At 59.7% G+C, this 19,037-nt stretch carries 17 protein-coding genes; 13 read left to right on the forward strand and 4 right to left on the reverse strand.

The genetic code is table 11. The annotated features are described in order from the left end of the window. Nucleotides 1-167: 167 nt before the first annotated feature. Nucleotides 168-1,817 carry an energy-dependent translational throttle protein EttA gene (gene ettA, locus ACQY7U_RS07170; protein ID WP_428643157.1) on the forward strand — a complete coding sequence of 550 codons (1,650 nt, stop codon included), beginning with the start codon at nucleotides 168-170 and terminating at the stop codon, nucleotides 1,815-1,817. A gap of 352 nt (nucleotides 1,818-2,169) precedes the next feature. Continuing rightward, nucleotides 2,170-2,592 (forward strand): cupin domain-containing protein, encoded by a 423-nt coding sequence (locus ACQY7U_RS07175; protein WP_428643158.1) that lies wholly within the window; start codon nucleotides 2,170-2,172, stop codon nucleotides 2,590-2,592. Between the two features lie 36 nt (nucleotides 2,593-2,628). Here ACQY7U_RS07175 and ACQY7U_RS07180 read toward each other — a convergent pair whose 3' ends face one another. Beyond that, nucleotides 2,629-3,318, reverse strand: a complete 690-nt coding sequence (locus ACQY7U_RS07180) for a type IV pili methyl-accepting chemotaxis transducer N-terminal domain-containing protein (RefSeq protein ID WP_428643159.1) — start codon at nucleotides 3,316-3,318, stop codon at nucleotides 2,629-2,631. Nucleotides 3,319-3,594: 276 nt separating this feature from the next. On the opposite strand from ACQY7U_RS07180, the gene ACQY7U_RS07185 reads away from it, so the two are divergent. Next, a complete protein-coding gene (locus tag ACQY7U_RS07185; RefSeq protein ID WP_428643160.1) occupies nucleotides 3,595-4,209 on the forward strand; it encodes an MOSC domain-containing protein in 615 nt (204 codons plus the stop codon). Between the two features lie 53 nt (nucleotides 4,210-4,262). Then, complete coding sequence (locus tag ACQY7U_RS07190) at nucleotides 4,263-4,655, forward strand: RidA family protein (protein ID WP_428643161.1); 393 nt, start codon at nucleotides 4,263-4,265, stop codon at nucleotides 4,653-4,655. A 26-nt stretch (nucleotides 4,656-4,681) separates the two neighbouring features. Here ACQY7U_RS07190 and ACQY7U_RS07195 read toward each other — a convergent pair whose 3' ends face one another. Together ACQY7U_RS07195 and ACQY7U_RS07200 are read right to left on the reverse strand one after the other, a co-directional pair. Further along, nucleotides 4,682-5,011, reverse strand: a complete 330-nt coding sequence (locus ACQY7U_RS07195; RefSeq protein ID WP_428643163.1) for a DUF2293 domain-containing protein — start codon at nucleotides 5,009-5,011, stop codon at nucleotides 4,682-4,684. Nucleotides 5,012-5,058: 47 nt separating this feature from the next. Further along, nucleotides 5,059-7,035 carry a putative bifunctional diguanylate cyclase/phosphodiesterase gene (locus ACQY7U_RS07200; RefSeq protein ID WP_428643164.1) on the reverse strand — a complete coding sequence of 659 codons (1,977 nt, stop codon included), beginning with the start codon at nucleotides 7,033-7,035 and terminating at the stop codon, nucleotides 5,059-5,061. A gap of 436 nt (nucleotides 7,036-7,471) precedes the next feature. Between ACQY7U_RS07200 and ACQY7U_RS07205 the strand changes: the two genes are divergently transcribed. The 9 genes from ACQY7U_RS07205 to ACQY7U_RS07245 all read left to right on the forward strand — a co-directional run bounded on the left by ACQY7U_RS07205 (nucleotide 7,472) and on the right by ACQY7U_RS07245 (nucleotide 17,268). Beyond that, nucleotides 7,472-8,098, forward strand: a complete 627-nt coding sequence (locus ACQY7U_RS07205; protein ID WP_428643165.1) for a helix-turn-helix transcriptional regulator — start codon at nucleotides 7,472-7,474, stop codon at nucleotides 8,096-8,098. Between the two features lie 85 nt (nucleotides 8,099-8,183). Next, nucleotides 8,184-10,067, forward strand: coding sequence for an ABC transporter ATP-binding protein (locus tag ACQY7U_RS07210; RefSeq protein ID WP_428643166.1), 1,884 nt, complete (start codon nucleotides 8,184-8,186; stop codon nucleotides 10,065-10,067). 108 nt (nucleotides 10,068-10,175) lie between these two features. Further along, on the forward strand, nucleotides 10,176-10,991 hold the full coding sequence (locus tag ACQY7U_RS07215) for a hypothetical protein (protein ID WP_428643167.1): 816 nt from the start codon (nucleotides 10,176-10,178) through the stop codon (nucleotides 10,989-10,991). Nucleotides 10,992-11,337: 346 nt separating this feature from the next. Then, on the forward strand, nucleotides 11,338-12,186 hold the full coding sequence (locus tag ACQY7U_RS07220) for a helix-turn-helix domain-containing protein (RefSeq protein ID WP_428643168.1): 849 nt from the start codon (nucleotides 11,338-11,340) through the stop codon (nucleotides 12,184-12,186). A 72-nt stretch (nucleotides 12,187-12,258) separates the two neighbouring features. Further along, nucleotides 12,259-12,915, forward strand: a complete 657-nt coding sequence (locus tag ACQY7U_RS07225) for a hypothetical protein (protein ID WP_428643169.1) — start codon at nucleotides 12,259-12,261, stop codon at nucleotides 12,913-12,915. Between the two features lie 305 nt (nucleotides 12,916-13,220). Next, nucleotides 13,221-13,727, forward strand: a complete 507-nt coding sequence (locus tag ACQY7U_RS07230) for a hypothetical protein (RefSeq protein WP_428643170.1) — start codon at nucleotides 13,221-13,223, stop codon at nucleotides 13,725-13,727. A 178-nt stretch (nucleotides 13,728-13,905) separates the two neighbouring features. After that, nucleotides 13,906-14,589: a PspA/IM30 family protein gene (locus ACQY7U_RS07235; protein WP_428643171.1), complete on the forward strand. Its 684-nt coding sequence runs from the start codon at nucleotides 13,906-13,908 to the stop codon at nucleotides 14,587-14,589. Nucleotide 14,590: 1 nt separating this feature from the next. Next, nucleotides 14,591-15,355 (forward strand): YqiJ family protein, encoded by a 765-nt coding sequence (locus tag ACQY7U_RS07240; protein ID WP_428643172.1) that lies wholly within the window; start codon nucleotides 14,591-14,593, stop codon nucleotides 15,353-15,355. A 47-nt stretch (nucleotides 15,356-15,402) separates the two neighbouring features. Then, entirely contained in the window at nucleotides 15,403-17,268 is a 1,866-nt protein-coding gene (locus ACQY7U_RS07245) for a flotillin domain-containing protein (RefSeq protein ID WP_428643173.1), read from the forward strand. A gap of 80 nt (nucleotides 17,269-17,348) precedes the next feature. On the opposite strand, the gene ACQY7U_RS07250 is transcribed toward ACQY7U_RS07245, so the two are convergent. Further along, nucleotides 17,349-18,995, reverse strand: a complete 1,647-nt coding sequence (locus tag ACQY7U_RS07250; RefSeq protein ID WP_428643174.1) for an FMN-binding glutamate synthase family protein — start codon at nucleotides 18,993-18,995, stop codon at nucleotides 17,349-17,351. Nucleotides 18,996-19,037: the final 42 nt, after the last annotated feature.

Raw genomic sequence — 19,037 nt, forward strand, 5'->3', positions numbered from 1 at the left:
CGATATCGGTTCGAATGGTCCCGAGTGGACGATATGGTCGGGTGAAACTCGCAACTGAACGCCCTGGTGCAAATCCCCCCATTGCCCCGGGTGTCACTTTCCCCTAAAAGACGCCGCAGAATTCCTGAGAATCCCATCAGATTTTGAAAGCGGAGAAGCGGAGCCCCATGGCGCGCCAGTTCATCTATCACATGCATGGCCTGTCCAAGGCCTACAACGACAAGAAAGTCCTCGACAATATCAACCTCTCCTTCTACCCGGACGCCAAGATCGGCATCCTGGGGCCGAACGGGGCCGGTAAGTCGACGCTTCTGAAGATCATGGCCGGCCTCGACAAGGAGTACACCGGCGAGGCCTGGGCCGCGGAAGGTGCGAAGGTCGGCTATCTGCCGCAGGAACCGCAGCTCGACAACACCAAGACCGTGATGGAAAACATCATGGAAGGTGTCGCCCACAAGCAGGCGAAGATCGACCGCTACAACGAACTGATGATGAACTACTCGGACGAGACCGCCGAGGAAGCCGCCCATCTTCAGGACGAGATCGACGCGCAGGACCTGTGGAACCTGGAAAGCCAGGTGGAAATGGCGATGGAAGCCCTTCGCTGTCCGCCGTCCGACGCCAACGTCGAAAACCTTTCCGGCGGGGAACGCCGCCGCGTCGCGCTCTGCAAGCTGCTGCTGTCCGAGCCGGACCTGCTGCTGCTGGATGAGCCGACCAACCACCTGGACGCCGAGACTGTTCATTGGCTGGAGCGGCACCTCAGAGAGTTCAAGGGTTCCGTCCTGATCATCACCCACGACCGCTACTTCCTCGATAACGTCACGGGCTGGATCCTCGAGCTCGACCGTGGCCAGGGCATTCCTTACGAGGGCAACTACTCGGTCTATCTGGAAAAGAAGACCAAGCGCATGGAGCAGGAAGGCCGCGAGAACATGGCCCGTTCCAATGCGATTTCCCGTGAGCGCGAGTGGATGGGCATGAGCCCCAAGGGCCGCCAGACCAAGTCCAAGGCCCGTATCCGCGCCTACCAGGACCTCGTCGCCATGCAGGAAGAGCGCATGCCGTCCATCGAGCAGATCCTCATTCCGGTGGGCGAGCGCCTCGGCGCCAACGTCATCGACGTGGAGGGTGTCTCCAAGGGCTTCGAGGACCGTCTGCTGATCGACAACCTCACCTTCAAGCTGCCGCGCGGCGGCATTGTCGGCGTCATCGGACCGAACGGTGCCGGTAAATCCACGCTCTTCAAGATGCTGACCGGTCAGGAAAAGCCGGACAGCGGCTCGGTCACCATCGGTGACAGCGTGCATCTCGGCTACGTCGACCAGTCCCGCGACGCGCTCAACCCGAACAACACGGTCTGGGAAGAAATTTCCGGCGGCGCCGAGGTGATCTACCTCGACGGCAAGGAAATCAACTCCCGCGCCTATTGCTCGTCCTTCAACTTCAAGGGCCCGGCTCAGCAGGCAAAGGTGGGCGATCTCTCCGGCGGTCAGCGCAACCGCGTGCATCTGGCGAAAGTCCTGAAGAAGGGCTCCAACGTGCTGCTGCTCGATGAGCCGACCAACGACCTCGACACCGAGACGCTGGCAGCCCTGGAAGACGCGCTGGAAAACTACGCCGGCTGCGCCGTCATAATCTCGCACGACCGTATGTTCCTCGACCGCCTGGCGACGCACATGCTGGCCTTTGAAGGCGACAGCCACGTGGAGTGGTTCGAAGGCAACTTCGAAGACTACGAAAAGGACAAGGTCCGCCGCCTCGGCGCCCATGCCGCCGACCCGCGCCGTATCAAGTACAAGCCGCTGACCCGCTAAAGGGGCAAGGCTTCGGAGAAACAAAAAGGCGGTCCAATTGGACCGCCTTTTTTTGCGACCATCGCCAGAAATCGTCATCCCGGACGCAGCGCAGCGGAGATCCGGGACCGGAGAGCCGGGAACCGACGGTTTTGAATTGAAAAACGAGGAACCGTGGCTCTCCGGTCCCGGCTCACGCTTCGCTTGGCCGCGATGACGAAGGACAGGAAAGCCTCTGCTGGAAGTGCCGGGTAGTCCGCCAGCCGGCTTGGCTTGAAGGCAGGCCGCATCCGGCAAACGTGATCAGCGACTCCAGTCCGGCCATCGCCACCGCCCTATATTCTCCGTGGTATCTCAGTCTGGAGGAAACGAGATGACCAAGACGGCGCGAAATCTTTTTCTGTCGGCAGGGATACTGTCCGTGCTGAACTTCGCGATGCCGGTTCTGTCACAGGAGGAAAAGCCGACAAAGGCGGTGGGGATTTCCGTGCCCCGGACCAACACGCTGGAGCTGGGCGGTCAGTTTCCGGAACTGGAAGGCTACCGGCTCCAGATTCGCACCATCGTGCTGCAACCGGGCGCGCATTCCTTCTATCACAACCATGCCAAACGCCCTGTCGTGGCCTATCTGGTGAGCGGCGATTACACCGAACACCGCGACGGCGAGGGCACGGTGGCGCATGCACCGGGCGAGCAATGGGTGGAAGACAAGGACGTTGCCCACTGGTCGGAGAACCGGGGCCAGGAGACGGCTTATCTCGTCAATGTCGAGGTGTTGCGGCCGAAGAAGAAATAGCCGGTCTTGCGGCGGGCGAATGCAGGCAGGTGCGGGTCAGAGCCCTGTCAGGTGTTTCAGGATGTCTTCAGAGCTGCTGGTGATCGCGCTGGAAATATTCTTCAGTTCCTCGGTAAGGGCGCCGAACTCCTTACCGTAGGGCCCGGCCTTGTCCGCGGAGATTTTGGCATTGAGGGCGATCATTCTTGAAAACTTCGAGGCGCGCTGAATCTCCTGGAGTGCTGTCATGACGCGCTTGGCCTCTTCCTGGCGTTTGTCGCGGCGGCGCTGCATTTCCTCGGCGAAATCCTCTTCCAGGGCGGCAACGATGGCCTGGAGGGTCTGAAGCAGGTCCAAAAGCACGAATTCGGAAAACCGGTCGAAAACGGCACGGTCCGGCGCGCTGTCTTCGGAAAGCGCTTGCATGTGGTCATGCGCTTCGCTGAGAAACCTGTCGATGACCGCGCGGCCGGACGTCCGGTCACCGGCGTCCAGAACCTTGTTGATCCGGGTGGAAACGAGTTTCGGCAATCCGGCGGTGTCGTCGCCGTTCAGCAGAAGCCGATAACCGGAGTCGAAATCCTCAAGTGCCTTTTCCAGCATGTTCCAGAGCAGCCCTGGAACCGGAGCACCGCTTTCGATATGGCCGGACATGGCAAGAAACAGAAAGCCGATCCGCTGGGACAGCATGCGCTGCCGGCCCGCGATATTGATCAGTTTGCCATATGCGTCTTCGCTCAGGTCCATCCGACGAACTTTGAACAGTGGAGGGGCGATTCGTTCAATGAAAAGGATGCGGCGTTTTTGCGCTGCACCAAAGCGGAAAACTTGAGCATCGTGCCTAAATTCTGGCGTGTGCCACAGGACACCTGATCAACTCTCTTTGGTGTTGGAGTTTGCCCAACCGATTTGAAGTCGTGATCTTTCCATCAAGGAGATTTGGTGGTTCGCGCAGGCCGTCCGGGCTAATACCGGTCGGGCCTGGGGCGTTTCCAGGCAGGATTTCAGATTGGAGATTTCACAATGGATCAGGTTTTGACCTTGCAGAAGGATTTTGCGGTATCGGCGAAATTCAGGGTGTCCGGCAAGGTCGAGGGTGTTTTCAGAACCGGTTCCGAAGAGAGATTCGAAACCTTCCCGGCGGACGCGCTCGAATTGACCTTCAAGGGCATCCCGGGCGACCGGCACAGCGGCTTCACGCGGCGGTCCGGTGCGCGCGAGCCGTGGTATCCGCGCGGTACGGAGATGTGCAACGAGCGGCAGATCTCGCTTCTGTCCGTGGAGGAGCTGAGGCTGATCGCGGAGCGCATGGCGCTTCCTGAAATCCTGCCCGAATGGATCGGTGGCAATTTCCTGCTCTCCGGTCTGCCGCACCTGACACGGATACCGCCGCGCACAAGGCTTGTGTTCGAAGGCGGCGCCGTTGTCCGGGTGGACGGCGAAAACCTGCCGTGCCGCAGTGCTGGCGCTGGTGTCGGGGCCAACTATCCGGATCGGGAAGGCCTGGATCTTCTGTTCCCCAAGGAGGCAAGGGGGCTGCGCGGTCTGGTCGGGTATGTCGAAAAGCCGGGGACGGTCCGGGCAGGGGAGGGGGTGACGGCCCATATCCCGGAACAATGGATTTACGAAACGGTCTAGGCGGTTACTCTGACGCCAGCAAAATCCGATTCCTGCTCCCGAAGGAGAACTCAATGCTGCCGATCCACCATATGGTCGACGAAGCCCCTCAGCCGGTCGCGCCGTTTTCCCACGCTGTCGAGGCCGACGGCTGGGTGTTCGTCACCGGTCAGATGCCGACCCTGCCGGACGATCCGGACGCACCGCTGCCCGAAGGCATCGAGGCCCAGACCGTGCGCGTCATGGAAAACCTGAAGCTCGTGCTTGCCGGTGTGGGGCTGGGTCTTGAAAACGTGACTTTCATCAGGGTCTATCTGACGGAGTTCAAACGGGATTATCAGGCGATGAACGAGACCTACAAATCGTTTTTCCCCGCCGGCAAATTGCCCGGGCGCACCTGCATCGGCGTGTCGGGCCTGGCCGTCGATGCCCTGGTGGAAATCGACCTGATCGCCCGCAGGCCCTGAACCCCCGCACCCTCAAACCGTTTCGCTCAGCTCAGGTGAATGGAGTTTTCCTCTTCGACGGGATCGAGCCGTTTCCGGCAACCCCAGGTCTCCAGCACCGCGTTCATGTCGTCCAGCACGAAATAGCGCGCGGCATCGCGGTCGTAGCCGTCGTCAAGAAGCGTGTCGTAGTCCGTCAATGCGTGGCGGATGTGGCTGGTGGTTGCCTGCCAGAGGCAGATGGTCGGCGGCAGGTGGCGCAGATGACCGGACAGCGCGACGCTCAAAATGGCTTCTGCATCGGCCATCGGGACCCGGGGCAGCAGGACCCTGAGGGCCTTGCGCATTTCCTTCTGCCGTTTCGTTCCGCCTGTCATGACGTTTCCTACCATGACCCGGACGGAGGAGGAAGCGGCGGTTGGTGTCATGAAGCGGACAACTTCAGCGCATCAAGCTGCGTGGAAACGGACAGGGGAAGCCCGGCCACCTTGTCCGTTTTGTCCACGCTCTCGCGGATGACGTCATAGGAGAGCGCGCCGCTGAAAAGGTCTCCCTGTACAAGGCGGCATTGCAGTTTTTCAACCAGATCGAGTTGCCCCCGCGTTTCAACGCCTTCCACCACGCACAGCATCTGCAGGGACCGGCACATTTCGATGATCGATCTCACGACCCCCTCGTCGGCGGGATCCTCTATGCCGGCGAGAAAACTCCGGTCGATCTTCACGCAGTCGATCGGCAGGCGGTGCAGATAGCCAAGGCTGGAGTAACCCGTGCCGAAGTCGTCCAGCGCGGTCTTGGCGCCGGCCGTCTTCAGCTTCCGCAGGCTTTTTTCCGCCGCGTCGTAGCTGCTGATGACGGCGGTCTCGGTAATCTCGAAGGTCACCATCTGCGGGGGCAGCTCGTGCGAGCGGATGATTTCAAGCAGGGTGTCGACCGTGTCGGGAGACGTGATGTCATGGCCCGACAGATTGAACGCAAGGCACAGATCGCCCGGCAGCGCCTTGATCTGCTTCAGAGCCTTCGCAAAGAGGAAGGGCGTCAGGTTGTGAACAAAGCCCGTGCGCTCGGCAATCGGAATGAAACGGTCTGGCCGAACCTCTCCGAGGCTAGGGCTGTGCCAGCGCGCCAGGGCTTCAAATCCGATGATGGTCCGGTCCGGGAGCGAGACGACCGGTTGGAAGTGAACCTCGAATTCCTCTTCCAGGTTGGCACGTTGGAGCGCCGTTTCAACGGCCTGCTCCGAACGCATCAGGGCTTCGTGAGCCGCAGAGTAGATTGTCGAACGCCCCCGGGAATTGGTTTTGGCGTGATAGAGGGCATAGTCAGAGCGGCCGAACAGCACTTGCGCGGTGGTACCCGCCTGCGGATAGAGCGCAAGGCCGCAGGACGCTCCGACGGAAACCTGAAGGTCTCCGATCTGATAGGGCGCGCTGAGCAATTCGCAGATCCGGTCGCCTGTCTTCGTGGCTTCATTCGGGTCGCCGGGACACAGGAAACCGAATTCGTCACCGCCGAGGCGGCAGATGACGACATCCGGCAGGGACAGAGTATTGAGACGCTTGCCCACTTCGCCAAGAAGCTGGTCGCCCAGTTGATGTCCGTAGGTATCGTTGATCTGCTTGAACCGGTCCAGGTCGACCACGCCAACGGCAATGGTCGACTGCTCCGCCTTGGCCTTGCCGATACGTGTCTCAAGTTGACTGAAGAAATACCGCCGGTTCGGCAGGTTTGTCAGCGCGTCGGTCTGGGCCAGCCGTTCATTTTCCGCGTTGAGCACCTCCGTCTCGGCTTGCGAGCGGACCAGTTTGCAGAAACTTCTATGGTTGCGGAACACAACCTGCAGAACAACGACGCAGACCAGAAAGATGTTCATTGCGATTGCGGTATAGACATCGTTGTCCTGCCGCAAATAGTAGACGAGATAGGGAATGGTGACGACAGCCATGACCAGGACAGCTGCCTGGGGCAGGTTCGTCAGGCAGAAGATGCAGCCGATCACCGTGATCGCGATGAAGAGCGCGATATGGCCGCGTTCTTCCGGACCTCCGTAAGTATCCAGGCTGAGCGACCAGGTGATGTAGATAGCGGCGATCAAGCCTCCGATCACAATGGTTCGCCTCAACCGGCGAACGGCTTCGGCGGGGGCAGGGTCCAGATGCCTTACCTTGATCCAGACAACGAGGCGGACCGCGGAGATGACCAGAATAGCGGCGAGAGCCCCGACCGTCAGATAGAAGGGAGCCACGTCATAATGCGTATAGGAAACAGCGACGGCATTGACCATCAGCAGCGCATAGAGTGAGGGAATCTGGGTTTTCAGTTCGTTGTACTGGGCGCGTGCGATATCCGGGTGCCGTGGATCGACTTTCATCCACCTGATAAATGCCCGAACTCTTTTCATCGCGACCTCCGCCTGGAACTCGTATTATGGAAGGATATTCCCAAGATTAAAAACAGTTAAAAACAAGACTTACCCACGGTAAATTTAACGAACGGACAATGTATTACGTTGCGTAAGTGAAATCTAATTTCAGGATCGTGACGGAAGTTTTCTGAAATTGAGCGGCTCTAAAAATGGTTTTCGATTTTGAGTTCGCAATTTGGAATAAATTCTCCATTTTTTGAATTTGGAATTCTTCAATTAAAAGTAATTTTCCGGGGAGATGTAAACTTGAGGTTATGTTGGCGGTGGTTGGTCAAGGCCGCTGGGCTGGGTCACAATTGTTTTGGTGGGTATCGGTCCGCAGACCCGGCGGCCGGTCTCATGCGGGGAGAAGTGAATGCAATAAGAAAAGGGAACTATTTTTTTATGCGCGGTTTGCGTTATATAGGTGTTCATGGCTGACCGTACACGAACCAGACTCCTGAATGCGCTGAAATCCTCCGGCCCGCAAACCGCTGCGGATCTGGCCATGGGACTGGACGTCACTTCCGTGGCGGTCCGTCAGCATCTGGATGGTCTTTTGAGTGAGGATCTTGTTGCCTTCGAGGACATCAAGGGCTCCGTCGGACGGCCCAAGCGTCTTTGGGAACTTACCGCCAAGGGGCACCAGCAGTTTCCGGACAATCACTCCAATCTCGTTTTGGGGCTCCTTTCCGGTCTCAACGACATCTTCGGCCAGGAAGGCCTCGACAAACTGATCTCCCACCGGGAAGCCCGCAGCCGGCAAGCCTACGACCAGGCCCTGAACGGGGTATCCAGTCTCGCTGAACGGGTTCAGCTGCTTGCGGATCTGCGCAGTCAGGAGGGCTATATGGCCGAGGTCGAGACAGATGGCGGGGGCTTCAACCTGATCGAGAACCATTGTTCCATCTGCGCCGCTGCTACCGCCTGTCAGGGCTTCTGCCGCTCCGAACTCAATCTGTTCAAGGAAGTCCTCGGACCGGGGGTCTTGGTAGAGCGGTCCGAGCATCAGCTTTCCGGCGACCGCCGCTGCGTCTACCGGATCGAACCGCGCAATTGAAGTGCGGCGCGACGGTATTGGCAGGTCATCCGGCCAGATCGCGTTGCGGTCCGGTATTCTTCGATTTTGACAAGGAGTTTGGCGCGTGTCAGTCGCAAGGCCGTTTCTGGCCCGCTGGATCGAACGGTATTTCCAGCCCTTTGAAGCACATCTGAAGCCGCTGGACCTACCCGTCACGCCGCTGCCGGACAAGGGACCCTTGCATCTGGTCTGGCACTTTGCGCTGATGTTCCGCTGGCAACTGGTGATCGTGTCGGTTCTGGCGATGATCTCCTCGGGTCTGGGGCTCGCCGGTATCTGGGCGATCGCCTATGTTGTGGACGGTGTCACGGAAAACGGCGCGCAGGGTTTTCTACAGGAAAACACCCGGTTCCTGGTCGGCATATTCGTGCTGTTCGTGATCCTTGATCCTCTTGCCTTTCTCCTGCGCCAGACCTTCGCCTTCCAGACCGTGCGCATTCTTCTGCCCGCCGCCATGCGCTGGCAGGCCCACAAGGCGGTCGAGTCGCAGGATATCGCCTTTTTCGAAGATACCTTCGCCGGTCAGGTGGCAACCCGCATCGCCCAGGTGACCATGTCGGTTCACCGGCAGATGATGCTGGCAATCGAAACCATTCCGTTTCTCGTCATCCAGTTCGGCGGCTCCTTCGTGCTTCTGTTGGCGCTGGCTTGGCCCCTGGCCATTCCGGTGATTGTCTGGATCTTCGCCAATATCCTGGTTGCCTGGATGGCCATTCCCGCCTACCTGCAGCGCTCGGCCCGGGTCGCTGCGGCCAATTCCAGGGCCACGGGAGCGATGACGGACGTCTACTCCAACATTGCCATGGTAAAACTGTTTGCGGCCGAGGATTCCGAGGCCGGTGCCATCCGTCAGGTCATCGGCGAGACCATCGACACCCGCCACAGCGAAAACCGGTCCTATATCCTGACCGACAGCAGCGTCCATTTCCTGAATGTCCTGATGGTTCTGAGCGTTGTTTCCATCGGTTTCTGGGGCATGTCTGGCGGCTGGGTCAGCATCGGCGATTTCGTTGCCGGCCTGACGGTGACCCGCTCGCTCGCGCATGCCTCGTCCAGTTTCATCAACGTCGGCCAGTCCATCACCAGCACGCTCGGCACCATCAAGGACGCCATGCCGATCATGACCAGCCGCCCGGCGATCACCGACACCCCCAATGCCTCCGAGCTCAAGGTCGGTGCCGGGGAAATCCGCTTCGAGAATGTCTCCTTTTCCTACCAGGAAGACCGCAAGCCGGTGCTGGAGACATTCAACCTGACGATATCACCGGGTGAGCGTGTCGGGCTGGTTGGGCTTTCCGGCGCCGGCAAGTCGACCGTGATTTCCCTGCTGATGCGGCTTCGGGACGTTTCCGCCGGCAGCATCCTTATCGACGGGCAGGACATCCGGGACGTCACCCAGTCCTCGCTCCGGCGGCAGATCGGCGTGGTGACCCAGGACATTTCCCTGCTCAACCGGTCGATCCGCGACAACATCCGCTACGGCAGGCCGGAGGCGGGCGACGACGAGATCCGCGAGATCGCAAGGGCGGCTGAAGCACTCGCCTTCATCGAGGAACAGAAGGACAGCAAGGGCCGGAGGGGGCTCGATGCCCATGTGGGCGACCGGGGCGTCAAGCTCTCCGGCGGGCAGCGTCAGCGGATCACCATCGCCCGGGTGCTCTTGAAAGACGCGCCGATCCTCATCCTGGACGAGGCGACCTCTGCCCTCGACAGTGAGGCGGAACTTGCCATCCAGCAGAACCTCGCCCGCATGATGGAGGGCCGCACCACGCTGGCGGTCGCCCACAGGCTGTCGACGATCGCGGCCATGGACCGGCTCGTCGTCATGGATAAAGGCCGGATCATTGAGGAAGGTAGCCATCGCGAACTGCTGGCAAAGGGCGGGCTTTATGCCGCCTTGTGGGACCGCCAGTCCGGCGGGTTCCTGGCCTTGAATGCCGCGGAGTAGTTTCCAGCGTAACGGCCCGTCAGATTAACTCTACCCGGAGTTTTTCCTTTGGCCGCCGCTCCTGACAGCCTATATCAGCCATGTTCTTTACATGAGTTGAGCTGTTTCATGTTTACTCGTTTAAGTTATTTTGCCGTTTTGCTGTTTGTCGCAGCCGCAGGTGCCGGCCCGGTCCTGAATGCCTGGTCCCAGACCGGTGGAGGAGGGCGCCCCGAGAGGCTGATCTACAGGGAGGATTTCGAGGGACGCCAGCCTGACCTGATGCTGGGAGGTCAGATCGGGTTCGATACGGACTCTTCGTGGCTGGTCAGCGTTGAAAACGGCAGACTTGTTTTCTTCAACGACAGCAATCCGAAGCAAGCGCACTATGATTACATCAAATGGGTACGCTTCGAAGGCACGGACGAGCTTTCCCTGACAAAAGACGGGTCGATGGCAGTTACCGTCACGCCGGAAAACACCGGGCCGGGCGGAGCAGGTATCCTGATCGCGACCGGACAGCGTGGTGACTACTGGATGTTCACGGTGAGCCGGGAAGGCCAGTACCATCTGCTCCGGAAGCAGAATCGCAAGCTGGAACTGGCCTACAGCGGCAATCATGAAGCGCTGGCGGAAGAAGCCTCGAACCGGCTTGCCTATGCCTTTGAGGGAAACCGGATCGTGTTCTACGCAAATGACGCCGAGATCACCCGCGTGCCCTTCGATCGCAAAAGGGAAGGACACTCCGGGCTTGCGCTCGCCGCCTATGGTCTGGGCCGGTTTCTGTTTGACGACGTTGAGATATCCGGCAAGCGAAGCAACTCCACTGCACAGCCCGGCATCCGCAGAATGAAGGCAACCGGTGCCGGAAATCCTGCCGCAGGTCAGAACTGCAAGGAGGCGCAAGACTGCACCAGGTGGGTCCCGCACAACAGGACGTTCTAAGGTACGGACCCATTAAATTGTACGTTCAGGTCGATCTGGAAAGGACAGTATCCAAGGCGGGAAAGCGCAAGGAAACCTGGGTGGTTTCCTAGCTTTCTCAACGCAGGAGGCAGTTCTTTCCAGATCGATCCGAAGGACGCCAATCGGGCTTTGAACAGCCGCGTCAAATCCTTTGCACCATGCGCCAGCATGATTCTGCAGGCTTTTCCTTGCTCTTTTGCACCCGATTGACGCCTGAATGCACAATTCCATGAGCCCGCACCCTCGGGTACGGATCCGGAAGCAGTGCTTGCAGAAAATGCCCGCGCCTGTTGATTTTCCGAAAGTCGGCTGACAATACTCCCGCATGGACAAAAGGGAACGCGCAGATCTGTTTCGTGAACGCCTGTCGGAGGCCTTGCGCAGCCGGGACATGAACCGCAGTGATCTGGCGCGCGGTGCCGGGCTTGACCGCTCGACCGTATCCCAGCTCCTGTCGGAGGACATGCCGCGCCTGCCGAATGGTCAGGCGCTGGCCACCATTGCAACTGCGCTCGGTGTCTCGTCCGATTGGCTGCTGGGTCTGTCGACACACCGGGGTGCGGCGGCGGAAATTCTCGATCAGGCGGTGCAGGTCGCCGAAACGGAGCGTCATCCGGTGGACGAGCATCTGCTGGCCTGGTTCCGGGACGCGGTCGGTGCGAAGATCCGCCATGTTCCGGCCAATCTTCCCGACGTTCTGAAGACCGAAGCTGTTCTTGCCTATGAATATGCCGGCGAAACACTGCGCACGGCCGATCAGGCAATTACCGGAACTCGCGACCAGCGCGCGCTTCTGGGGCGCGCGGAATCCGATATGGAAATCGCCCTCTCCAAGGAAGCCCTGGAAGGGTTTGCCCGCGGGGAGGGGCTCTGGGCCGGCTTGCCGGCAGAGGTTCGCCGGGAGCAACTGGAGGTGATGGGCCGCACGCTGGATGACCTCTATCCATCGTTGCGTCTGCATCTTTTTGGCGCAACCGACCGTTTCTCCGCGCCTTTCACCGTTTTCGGCAAGAAGTGGGCGGCGCTTTATCTCGGCCAGCGCTATCTCGCCTTTTCAAACACACGCCACGTCCAGCTCTTTGCAGGCCATTTCGACGATCTTGTCCGCCATGCGCTCGTGCGGTCCCATGAGGCTGGTGAATTTGCAGCAGATCTGGCGGGAAAGCTCGGGTAACCGGCTCTGCTCCATGATTTTGCCGCATGGCGCGGCTAGGCGAAGTCATCCAGAAATTTACGGGTGACATTTATGACAATGAATTTTCTTCGCCTTGTTGCCGCCACTGCTGTTTCCATCTTGCCTTTTCTCGATCAGGGCAGTGCAGCGGCATCAGACTATGTGATCCTCAAAAGCGCCAGATACGAGATCCATTTTCCGAAAACAGGATGGCAGCAGCTGGAACCCGCCGCGCATGAACCGAATACGCTGATCCGGGTTGGCGCTCCCGGCAGCAGTGGCATCGCCATGCGCTGGTGCACTGTGGCCCGCACACCGTTTCCCGGGGGAACCGGCGCTCCTTTCCGGGACGAAGTCGCCAATCCCGCCGTGGTGCCTGCGTTCAAGGCGCGATTTGAGGCCGCCATGACGCAGGCGGGTGGCGAGAACCTTGCAACGAAAATCGAACTGATCGAGCAAGCGGGTTATCCGCTGTTTCGGGGAACGGCCAAGGGAACCTTCCCGTTCGGCGCAGGCGGGGAGAGACTGGAGACGGAACTGCGCGGCATCAGCGCGGTGGCAACAGACGGTGTTTACGCCTTGCGCTGTGCCTTCCACCCGAAGCTGATCGAACGCCCGGCGGAAGAGGTGCTTGCCCAGATCGATTTCATCCTGAGCAGTTTTGCCCTCACGGAAGAGTTCCGGCTGCCGCTTTCTCCTGTCGGCCGGGTGATTGGGAACACGAACTGACGACAGCGTCGTCACTTTCCGGAGAAGTGAAAGACCCGGCATCTTTGCCGGGTTTTTTGCTTTGTTCGGACATTGGAAGATCTCCGGAACTGGCGCTTGGGAGCGGAATTGGCTTGCCTCTCTGCAAGGGCGGCTCAGGTCACTGATCCGGGAAACGACCCTATGCGCCGGAGCCTGAATCACGAGCTTTCTGCGGGGTGTATGAAAATTTTATGCATATTTTCGCGTGTGAAACCTTGAAATGCAAAAATGTTTGTCTACATTTGTAAACAAATGGATACATACGTTGACGATCAGGTGCATTCATGCCCAAGAGCATTCCGATAAGCGTTAGGCTCAGCGACGATGATGTTGAGTTTCTTGCGAAGTATGAGGTTCAGGGCGCTCGCACGCCCAGTGACAAGCTGCGCGAAATTCTGAGGCAGGCCCGCGAACGCGAGAAGGGTTTTCAGGATGTCGATGCTTGCGAGGAGCTGTTGCGGTCGATGATGCGGCCGGCGGAACGCGGGCTGCGGCAATTGCAACGGGAGCAAGGTATCCGGTCCGACTTTGTCATCAAGTTGTATGAACGTCTGCCGGACATGTTTGCCGAGCTGATTGCCGCGGCTCCGGGGCCGGAAGACGAGGCGAAGGAATTGAAGAGATTCGAGGAGAGGCTGGCAGCAGAGCTGTTTGCCTTGATCGAGGAGATTTTCAATCTTGGGCTGACGACAAAAAGCAGGACATATGATCCGGATCTGATGGACCGGAAACTGGAGCCGCTACTGGAAATTGCCCGTCTCCTGGATCGGAAAACGCACTCCGGTTCCTGAAGAACAAGGCAGTGTCTGATTGATCAGTGCCGCGCGAGAAAATACTAGTCGACGCGCGGCAGTTGAAGATGAATTATTGCGAACACCGGTTCGGCCTTCGGAATTCGGCAGCCCGGTTCGCGAAGATGTCCGATGAAAATGGGACAAATGGTACTCTCGCAACAGAAAGGTTGGACAGATGGCAGAAGGTCTTGTTGCACGTGTGAAGCGTCTCGTTTCCGGCGGCGTGAACCAACTGGTTGACACCATTGAAAATACGTCTCCGGAAACCGTCATGGCGGAAGCGATCCGCGAGGTCGACCGTGCTGTCGACCAGGTGCGCGACGAGTTGGCTGGCGTTCTGGCCAACAAACACCTGGCGAATACGCGCCTGGGGGAAACCGCGACGCGGCACGAGGAATTGCAGGAGCAGATTGCCCTGGCCGTGAAGCAAGGCCGCGACGATCTCGCCGAGGCGGCAATTGCCCGCCAGCTAGACCTGGAAGTGCAGATCCCGGTGCTGGAAGCGGCGGTGGCCGACGCCGGCCGCGAAGAAAAGGAACTCGAAGGCTATGTCGGGGCCTTGCAGGCGCGCAAGCGGGAAATGGAAGCTGAACTGGACAACTTCCGCCGGGCTCAACAGAAAACCGCGGCCGACAGCGCAGCGGCCGGTGAGGCTGCGCAAAAAGACAGCGTAGAGGGCAAGTCCCGCAAGGCGGAAGAGGCTTTCGATCGCGTTCTGAAAAGCACAACGGGTCTGCCTGGAGGCGCAAGGGCGGACAAGGCGGATGCGGTCAAGCTGGCTGAGCTCGAGGATCTTGCCCGGAAGAACCGTGTCGCGGAACGGCTTGCGGCCCTGAAGGCAGCGGCGAAAGACGGTTGATATGATCGAGTTCATTCTCGCGGACCAGAACGCCCCTTTTGCGGTTTCACTTGGCCTGATGATCGCGATCGCGGTTGCGGAAGGTGTCGGTTCCCTGATGGGACTGGGACTGTCGAGCATGATCGACAGTCTCCTCCCGGAAGTCGATCTGCCGGACGTGGATGTTCCGGACGTTGAAGTGCCTGACTTCGATGGGGATGTTTCGGGAGGGGCGCTTCATCACGATATCGAGTTTGCCGGTGCCAGTGCCGATGCCGGAACCTCGGCGACCGGACAAGGCGTGTTCAGTCAGATACTCGGATGGCTGTGCATTGGCCGGGTCCCTGTGCTGATCATTCTGGTGATCTTTCTGACCGGCTTCGGGCTCGCCGGATACGTGTTGCAAAGCCTGGTTCAAACGATCAGCGGCTGGCTGCTTCCCGGCATCGTCGCTTCGGCGGGAGCCTTCGCCGCAGCCCTGCCTTTCACCCGCGTGTCGGCACTTGGACTGTCGAAGGTGATGCCCAGGGACGAAAGCGATGCTGTCTCGCGGCGGACCTTTGTCGGCAAGCCGGCCAGAATTGTGCAGGGCAACGCCAAAAAGGGACTTCCGGCGCAAGCCCGTCTGCGAGACCAGGCCGGCCAGAGCCACTATCTGCTCGTGGAACCCGATGTCGACGACGAGGTCCTGGAACAGGGCACGGACGTCATCATCGTGCGGCAGCAGGGGGCTCATTTTACAGCAATTAGAAATACCAACACCACTTTGACCGGCACCGGCGAATAACGCCCGCCACGACAGTTTTCAGAAAATAACTCAGGGAGTAGATGGTCATGGACCGTTTCATAGGTATAGGCATCCTGGTCGGTATCGGCTTTGTTGCCCTCCTCGCCATTGGCTTGATCTTTTCGCGGCTATATCGCCGCTCGTCGAAAGAAGTATCCTTTGTGCGAACCGGTTTCGGCGGTCAGCGTGTTGTCATGAATGGCGGTACGCTTGTGCTTCCGGTTCTTCACGACATCATTCCGGTCAACATGAATACGCTCCGGCTGGAAGTCCGGCGATCGAACGAGCAGGCCCTGATCACCAGGGACCGCATGCGGGTCGACGTGCTGGCGGAGTTTTACGTCCGCGTTCAGCCGACGATTGAGTCCATTGCAAATGCCGCCCAGACACTCGGCCAGCGCACCATGAAACCGGAAGCTCTGCGCGAGCTGGTGGAAGGCAAGTTCGTCGATGCCCTGCGTGCCGTGGCCGCGGAAATGGCCATGGAGGAACTCCATGAGCAACGGGTGAATTTTGTTCAGAAAGTGCAGGCGGCCGTCTCGGAAGACATTCTGAAAAACGGCCTGGAGCTGGAATCCGTTTCCCTGACGGGGCTCGACCAGACCAACCGGGAGTATTTCAATCCGGAAAACGCCTTTGATGCGGAAGGTCTGACCAAGCTCACCCAGGCCATCGAGGAGCGCCGCAAGAAGCGCAATGACATCGAGCAGGAAACCGAAGTTCAGATCAGGCGGAAAAACCTCGAGGCACAACAGGAAAGCCTGCAAATCAGCCGGGACGAGGAATTCGCCAAACTCGAGCAGCAGCGCGAAGTCGAGATCCGCCGTGCGGAGCAGGCGTCGCTGATTGCCAAGCAGCAGGCCGACCGCGAGCGGGAGGCCGAAGAGGCAAAGATTCTTGCGAGCCAGAAGGTCAAGGAAAAGGACATTGAGTCCAATCAGGTGGTTACCGAACGTCAGATCGCCATGGACCAGCAGGTACGTGAGCGTGAGATCTCAAAGGAACGGAGCGTCGAAGCCGCCAATGTCGAAAAGCAGAAACTGATCGAGCTGGCTGAGCAGGACCGCGACATTGCGGTTGCGGCGAAGTCCCGTGAAAAATCGGAAGCCGAAGCTCTGGCGGACGAGGCCCGTGCGATTGCCGCCAAGGCAGCGGAGCAGGTCACGACGGCCCGTGAAACCGAGGTCGCCGAGCGTGACAAGCAGATCGAACTGATCGAAGCGCGCAAAGCCGCCGAAATGGACGCGGTTGCCATCACCGTCGCGGCAGAAGCCCAGAAGCAGGCTGCGACGGACCAGGCCGACGCCGTCCGTATCGGGGCAGAGGCGGAAGCGGCCCGTTTGCGGATTGAAGCCGAAGGATCGGCAGCGGCTGAAAAGCTGCGCGCTGAAGCACAAAGGGTCCTGTATGAGGTCGAGGCCGCCGGACAAATGGCGATCAACGAGGCGGCAAACCTCCTGTCGCCGGATCAGATCGCAATGCAGGTCCGCATCAGGCTCCTGGAACAGCTGCCTGAAATCATCGCGCAAAGCGTCAAGCCGATGGAGCAGATCGATGGCATCAAGATCATCCAGGTCGATGGCATGACCGGATCGGGAGGCGCGGTGGCAAACGGCGGGAGCACCAACGGCTCAGGTGGCAATCTCGCCGATCAGATGGTGTCCTCCGCGTTGAAATACCGCTCCCAGGCGCCCCTGCTGGACGCCATGATGAAGGAGATCGGTCTGGATGGCTCCGGCCTGAACGGTCTGACGGCCGGGCTGTCGGAGGCACCGGCTGAGGTCACCGACGGGGAAACGTCATCAGCGGAATCGGCGCCTGCGGAAGCGCCGGCTGCGGTAGAGACCGCCGCCGATCTGACCGCCCCGGTTCCGGAAACGGGCGAAGCCGCTGATAATCAACCCGCGTCCTGATATCGCCCCTATGGCCCCGGCGGGATTTCCGCCGAGCCCCTCTTTTTCGACGTGGTGCCGCGTACCCTGCTAGGCGCCCATCAGTGATGCGGCTGGTGGTGGTGCATGGCGCGGGCGGCGGTCATGGTTTTCGACGGATGGAAGCTGTCGGCCTCGGCCATGTTCCAATAGGTCGAGTAACCCTTAATGTCGTGGGCCTGATCAAGCAGGGAGCCCTTTCTCAGCCAGGTCAGGGCTGCGCTTGCCGGCAGGATTTCGCGCTGGCCTTCGCGGACATAGAAATGCTCCGGGCGGAATTCCCCCGGATGTTCCAGGCCTGCCGCGGCAGTAAATGCCATCAGCGACTTGAGCGTGTTGCGGTGAAAGTTGGCGACACGTTCTGCCTTGTCGGGCACGATCAGCGCCTGCTGGCGCTTGGGGTCCTGGGTCGCGACACCTGTCGGACAGCGGTTGGTGTGGCAGCTTTGGGACTGGATGCAGCCGACGGCGAACATGAAACCGCGCGCCGAGTTGACCCAGTCCGCGCCCAGGCACATGGTGCCGGCAATGTCGAAGGCACTGATCAACTGGCCGCTGGCGCCGATCTTGATGTCGTCGCGCAGGCCGGCGCCCACCAGGCAGTTGTGAACGAAGGACAGGCCCTGGCGCAGCGGCGTGCCGAGCCGGTTGGCAAATTCCACCGGGGCCGCCCCCGTGCCGCCTTCGGCCCCGTCCACCACGATGAAGTCCGGCTTGATGCCGGTTTTCAGCATGGCTTTCACGATGGCCATGAATTCCCAGCGGTGGCCGATGCAAAGCTTGAAGCCGACCGGCTTGCCGCCGGAAAGCTCGCGCAGCCTCCTGATGAAGTCCAGGAGTTCCAGCGGCGTTGAAAAGGCGGAATGCGAGGCCGGCGAAATACAGTCCTCACCGACGGGAATGCCGCGCGCCTCTGCGATTTCTTCAGTCACCTTCGGTCCGGGAAGAACGCCGCCATGGCCGGGTTTGGCGCCCTGGCTCATCTTGATTTCGATCATCTTGACCTGCGGGTCGGCGGCATGCTTGCGGAATTTCTCCTCATCGAAGGTGCCGTCGTCCGCCCGGCAGCCGAAATAGCCGCTGCCCAGTTCCCAGACGAGGTCGCCGCCACCTTCCCGGTGATAACGCGAGACACTGCCTTCGCCGGTGTCATGATAGAAATTGCCCTTTTTCGCCCCCTTGTTCAGCGCCAGGATGGCATTGCCCGACAGCGAGCCGAAACTCATGGCGGAGATGTTGAACAGCGAGGCCGAATAGGGCTGCGTGCAGTCCGGTCCGCCGATGGTCACACGAAGGTCCATGTGGTTTTCCGGCCGGGGGCAGATCGAATGGTTCACCCAACTGTAGGCACCGTTGTAGACGTCCTGTTCCGTGCCGAAGGGCAGCACATCCTCGATATTCTTGGCCCGGTCATAGACCATCGAGCGGCGTTCGCGGGAAAAGGGTTTTCCGTCCTGGTTGCTTTCAAAGAAATACTGTCTCAGCTCCGGCCGGATGGCCTCGAACAGAAACCGGAAGTGTCCCGTGACGGGATAATTCCGCAAGACGGAATGCCTGGTCTGTTGGGTGTCCCAGTAGCCGATGGCCGAAACGGCGGCGAAGGCAAGGAAGGGCCAGACGAAATGACCGGAAACGGCAAACATCAGCACGAAGCTGAGAAAGGCGGCAATGAGACAAAGTACAAAAACGAGATAACGGGAGGGAAACACGGGGGCGGTGACTCCTCTGACAACTTTCCACTAGTTGTGTCA

Source organism: Roseibium sp., assembly GCF_050301095.1.
In the GTDB taxonomy this organism is placed as follows: domain Bacteria; phylum Pseudomonadota; class Alphaproteobacteria; order Rhizobiales; family Stappiaceae; genus Roseibium.